Consider the following 10,554-nt stretch of genomic DNA (forward strand, 5'->3'; position numbering starts at 1 on the left):
GATGATTGTAATGTTTTTCCACGACACGCTTTGGTCCCATCGCCACTTTTCGCAAAAAACTGAAGAAAGTAAAAAAGACATGGCTTGCGTGATAAGTGGAGGTGTTCCAGTCCCCACCAATCAAAGTAGGCCCTTTAAAATTTTCTTTTGCCAGAAAATCCAGAATTGTTTTGGTTTGATGATAACGCTGGCGCTGGGAAGAGTGCGCGTCCAAGTGAAGAGTCACCGCTCTTAGAGGACCGGAGGGAAGTATTAAATCAACCACTACGGCCTGTTGGCTCCCAAGTCTTTTTTCTCTCCCACGCATTTTGTCTTTGCAATTCATGAGACGAATGGCTCTTGAATTTTGAATCGGCCATCTTGAAAAAATGGAATTTCCGTGAAGACCCAAACTATTTTCTCCGTCCACATCCCTTTCCATTCCATTTCCCTTGTCCAAATTAAGATAGGCCGGAACGAAAATATAATTTAACTGAAGCGCTTTCGCCAATTCCCGTGAAACATTTCTGTTTTGGGATCTGGCCATGCCCAAATCGGTTTCGGGACAAAAAAAGATATCCGCTTTTCCAAGTGTCGGGTGATTTTTTAAAATGTCGGCGATCCCATCAAAGCATATACCTCTTTCCAGATTCCAAGTCACACCCCGGAAACCTTCGCCAATCAGTGATTTTTCGATGGGCGGCGCGTAGTGTCCCACTTCATAATAATTCAAGAGTTGGGAAAGTTGAGGTTCAATGCTTTTATAAAAAGCAGATTTTTGAAGATTTTTTGTGGAACGCCATTTGCGAAGCTCCGGATAATAGGAGTGCAAATTGTGTGACAGCTCTGGAGTCTCCATCAGACTATACCCCTCTTAAGGGAACCTCCGAAAACTGTCCATCTGCGTTGTTGCCCGCAAACCCGCAATCCTCACATACCATTAAAGGTACGCTCCGGTTGCGGGTTTGCGGGCGCCTAGCATCTGGACAGTTTTGGGAGGTTCCCAATTATCACGGTTTCCGGATGTACCCTTAACTGGTCGATCAATTTCTCCAAATCTTGCGGCAGTTTTGTTTCGAAACGTTCCTGTTTTCCCGTGCGCGGATGTTTGAACGCCAACAAAGTTGCGTGAAGCGCGTGTCTTGGAAAACGTATTTTGCTTCCATACGTGTGATCCCCAATCAACGGATGTCCCTTTTCGGACAAGTGAACGCGCACTTGGTGCGTTCTGCCGGTTCCAACATTAATTGAAAGCTGTGTTGCGTTGGAATAGCGCTCTTTCACACGAAAGCGGGTGATGGCCTCTTTGCCTTCTCCTTTATTGTGCGCCACGCGTGATTTTTTTCCTCCTTCGAATTCTCCTTTTTCCAGCGGAAGATCAATTACACCTTCCTCTTGATCAACGCGTCCTTCTACAATGGCAATATAATTTCTTTCAATGCGGTGACCGCGAAATTGGTCTTCGAGTTGTTCGCCCACTTTTGATTTCGCCGCGACGATCACCCCGGAAGTATCTTTATCCAGACGATGCAATAATTTTATATACGAGCCGCGGGATTCTTTATGTTTTCTCTTTAAATACCCTTTGATCATTCCCAAAAGATGATCGTGTGGAGAATCTCCCTTTGGTTCGGTCAAAACGCCTGCGGGTTTATTGACGACAATAATATCGCGGTCTTCATAAAGAACTTCGAGAAATCTTTTTGCACTGCTGACGATACTCTCAGGAGAAACGCGCTCTATTCTTTTGTCATTGCGAGGTCCCGCAGGGACCGTGGCAATCTCCTCCTGTCTTCGTGGAAGATTGCTTCGCCCCTGTGGGGCTCGCAATGACGCTGGCTCATGAACTTCCGGCACACCTCCATCCGGAATTCGCACTTCCACCGCATCATTGGATTCCAACTCCCATCCGGCAATCAAAACGCGCCGATGGTTGACCAACACCTTGCCGTGATCGAGCAGATGCTTGATCTGCCCGCGCGAGAGGTTTGGCATTTTCTGTGTAAGCCACCGATCTATCCGGTGGCCCGACTCTCCTACATTAACGATAAATTGACGTGATTCCATGGTTGTGTTTATATCCCCCCCTATGACGAACATTAATTTAGCTGGTCTTTCTGCTGACATCCCTGATGATTGGAGTTGCCAAGGGATGCTCACCTTAACACTTCCCTCCACAGACAAGAGAGTCAAACCAAACGTTATTTTAACAAAAGAATTCCTACCGCAACCGCTCGAGTTAGCAGAGTATTTCGTCAAGATCAAGGAATCGATCCAAAAAAGAGGCATTCAGGACCTCAAAATTTCCAACGAAAAGGATTTGGTGGTCAGCGGCGTGCGCGGAAAGATGATGGTTTGCCAGTGGGACGTCTCTCAAATGGCCAAAATGGTGGGGAAAGACAAGGGGCAAGACCTCTCTCACATCCAACCGGGCCAAATTGTAAAACAGGTGCAAGTGACTCTGTTAAAGGGACAAATGGCCATCAACATGACCGCCAGTTTCCCCGCCGATCAATTCGACACCTACTACAAACCCTTCCAAGAATTTCTAAAGTCGATGAAGATTGGATAATTGCTAAGAACTACTGAAAGTGCTAGTTTCAAAATATGGCTGAAATTGAAACTATAACTTTCAATAGATTTAAACAGCTGGAATTACAGGGAAAATTAGAATCTTCCTCCTCTTTTCTTCTCCTTGGTCCAAGGCAAACCGGGAAGTCAACTATCTTGGCCAACATTTTCGATGCCATTCCAGAAGAAGAACAGCTTCGCTATTATTTTCAACTTCCTTCCCAAAGGGAGATTATCGAATCAGACCCCGAAGTTATTTTGAGGGCGGTCGAGGCAAAAAGAAAAGAAAAGCCAATCTGTTTACTGATCGATGAAATTCAAAAAATACCAAAAGTGATGGATGTCCTGCAATTTTTGATTGACCAAAAAAAAATCGTCCTTGCCGCCTGCGGCTCTTCGGCAAGAAAAATGAAACGGATGGGAACCAATTGGCTTCCCGGAAGAATTTTTCTTGAATATCTCTCGCCCTTGTCGTGGCAAGAATGTGGTTTAATTCAAAAGCCAGACAATTTTAAAGGCCATCTCCTTTTTGGTTTTCTTCCGGGGATTGTTTCTAAAGTGGATTTAAAACAAAAAGAAGAATTGCTGGCCTCTTATGCTCACCTTTATCTGGACGAAGAAATCAAAATGGAAGCGGTTGTGCGAAATTTGCCGAAATTTACCAAATTTTTGAGGCTTGCCGCTCTTGAGTCGGGCACATCGCCGAATCATACAAAAATTTCAAATCAGGTGGGGCTTAGTCATACGAGTATCCGCGACTATTTCCAGATTTTGGAAGACACGCTGATCATTTATCGCTTGGAAGCTTTTGGGACTTCAAGAGATTCCGTTTTGAAAACCCCAAAATACTATTTTTTTGATGTGGGGGTGCGCAATGCGGCGGCTCCAATCGGTCATAGCGAGGGGATTTTGCAACTTCAAATGGGCGTGCTGTTCGAACATTTTATTATTCAGGAAATCATGTGTCACCTTCAGCACAAGGCACCATTATCCCATTGGCGTTCCAAGCAGGACCATGAGGTTGATCTTATTATTGAAAAAGATGGCGGCAGAATTGCGGTTGAAATAAAAGCAACAGACAAACCCGTTGCGGCAGATTTTAAAGGTTTGGATGTTTTCCGCGAAAAATATGGATGTAAAACAGCACTTCTTGTCTGCCAGACATCCGTGGCACAAAAATTCGGAAATTTCCTTGCCATTCCTTGGCAGAAAATGTGGGAATATATTTAAATATCCAAATTCCTGACGCGGAGGGCGTTTTTTTCGATGAATTCTCTGCGAGGTTCGACTTGGTCTCCCATCAACACGGAAAAAATGGCGTCGGCTTCGACGGCGTCTTCAATTTTTACCTGAAAAAGACGACGGGTAAGCGGATTAAGCGTGGTTTCCCAAAGCTGAGTCGGATTCATTTCACCAAGACCTTTATAGCGTTGGATATATTGACCTTTGCGGCCCTCTTCGAGCACATATTCTTTCGCTTGGAGAAGGTCTTCGAATGTTTTTTCTTCTCCATCGTGACTTAATGTAAAGGGGGCGTTTCCAATTTCACGAAAACCTGTTTGAAGTTTTTTGAGTTCCTGAAATTCCGGAGAATCCAAAAATTCCACATTCACCACCGTTTTTTTGGATAAACCATTCGTGTTGGTTTCGTAAATAATTTTGTGGCTTAAATGTTCGGGGTCTTCCTCCACCTCAACTTTGAAATCGCTAATTTCGGGGTACTTCTTTTTGAAATAGGCGGATACCTTATCCAGTTCAACATCCAGCTTTGATCCATCTTCCTTTAAAAGTTTTGCCTCGAAATTTGCGGAAGTCACAATCGCTTCAACAACACGCGGATCGCTTTTGGCGCGAGTGAGATCCAAGATATTGGTGAAGCGAATCAATTTTTTGGTGAGAGTCGATAAATTTTTTCCCGAAATTTCCTGAGTTTTTCCCTTTGCCTTGAGTTTAATTCCCTCCACACCGAGTTCAATCAAATGATCTTCGAGCGCCGCATTATCTTTCAGATATTTTTCGGATTTTCCTTTTTGCACACGATAAAGGGGCGGCTGTCCGATGTAGAGATAACCGCGTTCAATGATCGACGGCATTTGGCGATAAAAAAAAGTGAGAAGCAGTGTGCGAATGTGAGAACCGTCAACGTCGGCATCGGCCAACAAAATGATGGATTGATAACGGAGTTTGTTGATATCGAATTCTTTTTCACCAATGGACGTTCCCAAAGCGGTAATGATCGTGCGAATTTCTTCGGAAGAAAGCATTTTATCAAAGCGCGCCTTCTCCACATTAAGAATTTTTCCTTTAAGCGGAAGAATGGCCTGAAATCTGCGGTCACGACCTTGTTTTGCACTACCTCCGGCCGAATCTCCTTCCACGATATACAACTCACTTTGCGCGGGATCTCTTTCTTGGCAGTCGGCTAATTTTCCGGGGAGCGCACTGCTTTCCAACGCGCTTTTTCTGCGCACCAAATTGCGCGCTTGTCTTGCGGCTTCACGCGCCATGGCCGCTTCAATGACTTTGTTAATAATTTTTCTGGCGTCGGGTCCGTGCTTCGCAAAATAATCAGTCAATCTTTCATAGACCACCTGTTTGACAAGCCCTTCGATTTCCGAATTTCCCAATTTACCTTTTGTTTGCCCTTCAAATTGCGGATTGGGGAGTTTTACCGAAATCACGGCGGTTAATCCTTCGCGCACGTCTTCCCCCTCCGGACTCTCCTTCATTTTTTTCAACAGTTCATTACTCGTTGCGTATTGATTGATTGCGCGCGTCAGCGCCGATTTGAAACCCGTGAGATGAGTTCCCCCGTCGCGCGTGTTGATGTTGTTTGCAAAAGAAAAAATGTTTTCCTGATATCCATCGTTCCATTGAAGGGCGATTTCCACCTGCACTTTGTCTTTGGTGGATTCAATATAAATGGGTTTGTGGATCGGGGTTTTTCTTTTGTTCAGATATTCCACGAAGCTGGAAATTCCGCCTTCATACTGAAAAGTGTGCTCTTTGTCTTTTTCCCGCTCATCCAGAATGGTAATTTTGAGACCGCGGTTCAGGAAAGAAAGTTCGCGCAATCTTTGCGACAGAGTATCAAAATTATAAACAGTTGTTTCGGTGAAAATTTCGGGGTCGGCCTTGAAAACAACTTTTGTGCCGCACTTGTCACTCTTGCCAATAATTTTCAACGGAGCAACCGGCGTTCCTCTTCGATATTCCTGAGAATAAACATTCCCATCGCGACGGATTTCCAACTTGAGCACTTCAGAGAGGGCATTCACGCAGGAAACACCCACACCATGCAATCCGCCTGAAACTTTGTAAGCACTGTTTTCAAATTTTCCACCGGCGTGGAGTTTGGTCATCACTACTTCGGCCGCGGAAACTTTTTCGGTTTCATGAATACCGGTTGGAATGCCGCGACCGTTATCAATGACGGTAATACTGTTGTCCATGTGGATAAAAACATTAATTTCGGTGCAAAAGCCGGCCAAAAATTCATCGCAACTGTTATCAACCACTTCATAGACCAAATGATGAAGGCCAGAGGCGCCTGTGGAGCCGATATACATGGCGGGACGTTTGCGAACGGCCTCAAGACCCGCTAAAACTTTAATGCTGGAGGCATCATAACTATGCCCCCCCTTGGGAATATCCTTTGAGGGGGGTTCTTTCGCCGTTTTTTTGTCCGTTTGAAGGGCTTCAGTTGCCATAAATATTTGATTTTGAAGGCGAAACGTTTAACAAAGCTTCAATCAAAAGTAAAGAGGGATTAAACAATTATGATGGAAAAATTGCGTGAAGGGGGTCTTGGGGCCGCGGTTCTTTGCGGGTCGTCCCGCAAAGCCCGCTTATCGCTCGGCAATTTTGGCTTTATATCCCGTTTGTTAAAATTGCCTGCGCGAAACCCCAAGACCCCCTTCACGCAATTTTTCCATCATTCAATTTCCACGAGAAATATTCTTTTAAAACTCCTGTTGGAAATAGATCGATTGATGTGGCGGTGGCGAATACCTGACCTTTGAAATTTTGGAGGACTTTAAAAAGGTGTTCGTTTCTATTTTTATCGAGTTCGGACATCACATCATCCAACAATAATATCGGTGATTCGCCCAAAATTCTTTCAAAGAGTTCTATTTCGGAAAGTTTGAGGGCCAATGTAAAAGTCCGCATTTCTCCTTGAGAACCAGAGTCCTGAATCTTTTTCGACTGTAGATCGGCGTTGAAATCATCTCGGTGAGGACCCACCAAAGAAATTCTTCGTTCCAATTCATCGGCGCGCCTCTTTTCCTGATATTCCTGATAATTTTCCGTTTTTGTGTTCGGCTCATAAATAAACTGGGCCTTTTTAAGATCGCCGCTGATGGCGGCATACTGCGGTTCCAAAATTTCGTTGAGCCGCTGTATCCAGAGTCCCCTCTCTTTAATAAGGTGTTTGGCCTCTTCAAACATCGGCGTTTCCCACAATATGATCTGTTTCTCTTTTTCTTCCCGCGTTAAAAACTCGTCTTTTAACAATCTATTTCTCTGTGAAAGGGCTCTTTTGTATCGCCTCAAATGGTCCCCATAGGTTGGGGAGATTTTGGAGATCAATCCGTCCATGTAATCGCGCCTTGCTTGCGGCGCTTCTTTCAAAAGGAGAATCTCTTCAGGGGCAAAAAGAACGATGGGCATTGATTTGAATTGGTTGGGAGTCGATCCCTTTCCGTTTTTCGAAAATCTCTTTTTCTCCGGATTAAGGTGCGCTTCTCTCTCTTCACTTCCGGCCGATTGCAAAACCGAGGCTTTTACAAACGCTTCGGTGAAACCCCATTGAATGAGGGGTTTATAATCTTGAAGTCGGAAAGATCTTCCGAAGGCCAAAAAATAGATACTTTCCAGAATGTTTGTCTTTCCCTGTGCGTTGGGACCGACAAAAATGTTGCATTGGGGATGAAAATCCAACCCAAGCAAGGGAATGTTGCGGAAATTTTTGAGTCTAATTTTTTGAAGATGCACGAATTGACCCCACTCTTACAATCTCATAGGCATAATGACGTGGGTAAAACCACGGTCAAACTCAGACTGGATCAGACAGGGAGAGACCTCGTCGTTGAGTTGAAGAACAACCTGTTCATCCTCCAAAATAGAGAGGCAGTCCAAAAAATAGGTGGCGTTAAAGCCGATTGAAAATGTGGATCCTTTATATTGCACCACCATTTCTTCTTTGGCTTCTCCCAAATCGGGATTATTTGCACTGATTTCCAAATTCCCCGGAGAGACAATGAACTTCACTCCTCTAGAACGGTCATTCGTTACAACGGAAACTCTTTTAAGAGACTGCAACAATTCAGCGCGGGGAGTTGATAAAACTTTCTTATGATTCTTGGGGATAACGTGTGTATAAGGCGGAAATTGTCCGTCAATCAAGCTTACCATCAAGGTTTTTTCATCTTTGTTGATAACTGCGTGTTTATCCCCAACCCAGAAGTAGATATCCCCTTCTTTTCCATCCACAAGGCGTTTTAATTCCGTTACCCCTTTTTGGGGAAACAAAACGCCCTGATTTAATGGAAGTTTTTTATCGATGGTTCTTTCGGAGAGAGAAAGACGATGACCGTCTGTTGCTACGAAACGAATAATATTTTTGCCGTCACTGGCGGAGGCCTCAATTAAAATTCCGTTCAGGTTGTAACGCGTTTCATCGGTTGACATGGCAAAATCAACTTTGGAAAGCATCTCCAATGTTGTTTTAACATCGAGAGTAAATTCATTTCCTTCTCCTTTTTTGGGGAGAGCTGGAAATTCTGCGGCATCCATTCCAACCAATTTAAAATGAGACTTCGCACATTTTATTTCAATCCAGTGATTTGGTTGCGCCGTGATTTGAATAATTTGATTAGGGAGTTCTTTGACAATGTCATAGAACCCGCGTGCAGGAACTGTAATTTTGCCCAGTGTGATTACTTCAGCTTTCCACGAACCGATTACCCCAACTTCCAAGTCCGTTGCACTGAGTGTCAACGTATTCCCTTTTGCTTCGAGTAACACATTCGACAGAATGGGCTTTGTTGTTTTTCGATCAACAACACTCTGCACCCAATTCAATCCTTCATTCAAAAAACGTTTTTCAATTTTAATTTCCATAAAATGATCTCTTAGTTTCTTTAGTATTATATATATATAAAAAAATAGAAGTAGAAGTAGGTGCTGTGGATTTGTTCGTAAGCAAAGTAACTTCTTGTAATGTTAATGAAGATTTTGGGTTGAACGTTTGTGGATTAAAAAGAAGTTGTCCCATGCGTAAAAAAACTTATGGCACCTCTCTAATAGTTGTCAACAGTAATTCCCAAGTTATACAGCAAATATCAACACGGGACAAATGCGGGGTAAAAATTGTGTGAACTGGGTTTTGGGGCCGCGGTTCTTTGCGGGTCGTCCCACAAAGCCCGCTTATCGCTCGGCAATTTTTGCTTTAGACCCCGTTTGTTAAAATTGCCTGCGCGAAACCCCAAAACCCACTTCACACAATTTTTTCCCCGCATTTATTAAAGGATTGTTTTTTCGAGATCGGAGATTTCGTTTTGAGTTTTTGGATCTTTGCCAGCAAGCGTTTCAATTTTTCTGCAGGCATGAATGACCGTGGTGTGATCTTTTCCTCCGAAACGATTGCCAATATCCGGAAAAGAAGCCTTCAAATGTTTTTTACAAAGATACATAGCTACCTGACGAGGGTGGGCCAGCACGCGCATTCTTCTTGGGGATTTTAAATCGGCGACCTTGATTTGATAATAGAGAGCCACTTTTTCCTGAATGGTTTCAATGGTGGCCGTCCCTGTTCGCCCATTTTGATTAGAAGGAAGAATATTTTTGAACACTTCTTTGGCCAGATCAATCGTGATGGCGCATTTTGCCAGCGTGGCGAATGCGTTAAGGCGAATCAGAGCCCCCTCCAATTCGCGAACGTTTGATTTTATGTGGGAGGCCAAGAACATGGTGATCTCATTATTAAGATAAATCTGATCCGTCTCGGCTTTTTTGCGCAGAATGGCGATACGTGTTTCCAGATCGGGGGGCTGAATATCGGCGATCAATCCCCATTCAAAACGGGAACGAAGTCGCTCTTCAAGCCCCGCAATCTCCTTCGGCATTTTGTCGCTGGTGACAATAATTTGACGTTGCGATTCGTAAAGAACGTTGAAGGTATGAAAAAATTCATCCTGCGTTCCCTCTTTACCCCCCAAAAACTGAATATCGTCAATTAAAAGCATGTCACACGACTCCCGATATTTTTTCCGGAACTCCAACATCTTGTCGTGGCGAACACCATTGATGAATTCATTCATGAATCTTTCAGAACTCACATAAATAATTTTGAAATCGGGATTTTTTTTGACGAGGAAAAGACCAACGGCATTTAATAAATGGGTTTTACCCAAGCCCACCCCTCCATATAAATAGAGAGGGTTGTAATGCCCCCCCGGGAGATCGGCGACGGACTTGGCGGCGGCATGCGCCAGCTGGTTTCCGCTTCCCACCACGAAACTTTCAAAATTATACTTGGGATTTAAAATGGCTTGTTGTGGGGGACGGACCGAAACCGCGTTTGTTACAACCGGTGATCTTTCGATAACAGTCATTGCGACCGCTGTTTGAACGACTTCTCCTTCTTCCTTGGCAACATCAAAACGAATTTTGAGGGGTTGTTTGACAAGCTCTGAAACCTCTTTTTCCAGAAGCTCAATATAATAGTCGGTAATCCAGTCGGCGATAAATTTGTTGGGGACGGTCATGACAAAGTTACCCCCATCCAAACGACCGTCCACAATCGGTTTAAACCAGTTATTGTAATTGAGTTGGCTTACTTTGGACCTTAACAGCTCTTTAAGGGTTTCACAAAGGGCTTCTGACGGAGAAAAATTATCCACAACCTTATCCACATTCTGGGATAAATACATAAGAAAATCCACTTTCGATTTATATGGTCTCGCTTATACCCATCCAACTGCTAATCCTTTGGAGCCTCCC

8 protein-coding genes are annotated in these 10,554 nt (G+C 44.0%); 2 read left to right on the plus strand and 6 right to left on the minus strand.

What is annotated here, in order from left to right; all coding sequences use genetic code 11:
• Together HY877_02115 and HY877_02120 are read right to left on the minus strand one after the other, a co-directional pair.
• The coding region (locus HY877_02115) for a hypothetical protein (GenBank protein MBI5299079.1) at nt 1–838 on the minus strand (838 nt) is incomplete at its 3' end.
• Between the two features lie 116 nt (nt 839–954).
• Nucleotides 955–2,046, minus strand: coding sequence for an RluA family pseudouridine synthase (locus tag HY877_02120; GenBank protein ID MBI5299080.1), 1,092 nt, complete (start codon nt 2,044–2,046; stop codon nt 955–957).
• 22 nt (nt 2,047–2,068) lie between these two features.
• On the opposite strand from HY877_02120, the gene HY877_02125 reads away from it, so the two are divergent.
• Both HY877_02125 and HY877_02130 read left to right on the plus strand, forming a co-directional pair.
• Nucleotides 2,069–2,551 (plus strand): hypothetical protein, encoded by a 483-nt coding sequence (locus HY877_02125; GenBank protein ID MBI5299081.1) that lies wholly within the window; start codon nt 2,069–2,071, stop codon nt 2,549–2,551.
• Between the two features lie 35 nt (nt 2,552–2,586).
• Complete coding sequence (locus HY877_02130; GenBank protein MBI5299082.1) at nt 2,587–3,780, plus strand: ATP-binding protein; 1,194 nt, start codon at nt 2,587–2,589, stop codon at nt 3,778–3,780.
• Here the strand turns inward: HY877_02130 and gyrB are convergent.
• The 4 genes from gyrB to dnaA all read right to left on the minus strand — a co-directional run bounded on the left by gyrB (nt 3,777) and on the right by dnaA (nt 10,484).
• On the minus strand, nt 3,777–6,260 hold the full coding sequence (gyrB, locus tag HY877_02135) for a DNA topoisomerase (ATP-hydrolyzing) subunit B (GenBank protein ID MBI5299083.1): 2,484 nt from the start codon (nt 6,258–6,260) through the stop codon (nt 3,777–3,779). The genes HY877_02130 and gyrB overlap by 4 nt on opposite strands.
• Nucleotides 6,261–6,468: 208 nt before the next feature.
• The gene (gene recF / locus HY877_02140) at nt 6,469–7,545 is read right to left on the minus strand and encodes a DNA replication/repair protein RecF (GenBank protein MBI5299084.1); all 1,077 of its coding nucleotides are present in this window, start codon (nt 7,543–7,545) and stop codon (nt 6,469–6,471) included.
• Between the two features lie 15 nt (nt 7,546–7,560).
• Nucleotides 7,561–8,673 carry a DNA polymerase III subunit beta gene (dnaN, locus tag HY877_02145; protein MBI5299085.1) on the minus strand — a complete coding sequence of 371 codons (1,113 nt, stop codon included), beginning with the start codon at nt 8,671–8,673 and terminating at the stop codon, nt 7,561–7,563.
• Nucleotides 8,674–9,074: 401 nt separating this feature from the next.
• Nucleotides 9,075–10,484 carry a chromosomal replication initiator protein DnaA gene (gene dnaA, locus HY877_02150; protein ID MBI5299086.1) on the minus strand — a complete coding sequence of 470 codons (1,410 nt, stop codon included), beginning with the start codon at nt 10,482–10,484 and terminating at the stop codon, nt 9,075–9,077.
• Between the last annotated feature and the right edge of the window lie 70 nt (nt 10,485–10,554).

The organism is Deltaproteobacteria bacterium (genome assembly GCA_016213065.1).
Classification (GTDB): Bacteria; UBA10199; UBA10199; order SPLOWO2-01-44-7; family SPLOWO2-01-44-7; genus JACRBV01.

What these genes read in the sequence shown, in the direction of transcription:
- HY877_02130 (MBI5299082.1), top strand. Translation starts at nt 2,587, where the DNA reads ATGGCTGAAATTGAAACTATAACTTTCAATAGATTTAAACAGCTGGAA.
- HY877_02120 (MBI5299080.1), bottom strand. Translation starts at nt 2,046, where the DNA reads ATGGAATCACGTCAATTTATCGTTAATGTAGGAGAGTCGGGCCACCGG.
- dnaN (MBI5299085.1), bottom strand. Translation starts at nt 8,673, where the DNA reads ATGGAAATTAAAATTGAAAAACGTTTTTTGAATGAAGGATTGAATTGG.
- HY877_02125 (MBI5299081.1), top strand. Translation starts at nt 2,069, where the DNA reads ATGACGAACATTAATTTAGCTGGTCTTTCTGCTGACATCCCTGATGAT.
- gyrB (MBI5299083.1), bottom strand. Translation starts at nt 6,260, where the DNA reads ATGGCAACTGAAGCCCTTCAAACGGACAAAAAAACGGCGAAAGAACCC.
- dnaA (MBI5299086.1), bottom strand. Translation starts at nt 10,484, where the DNA reads ATGTATTTATCCCAGAATGTGGATAAGGTTGTGGATAATTTTTCTCCG.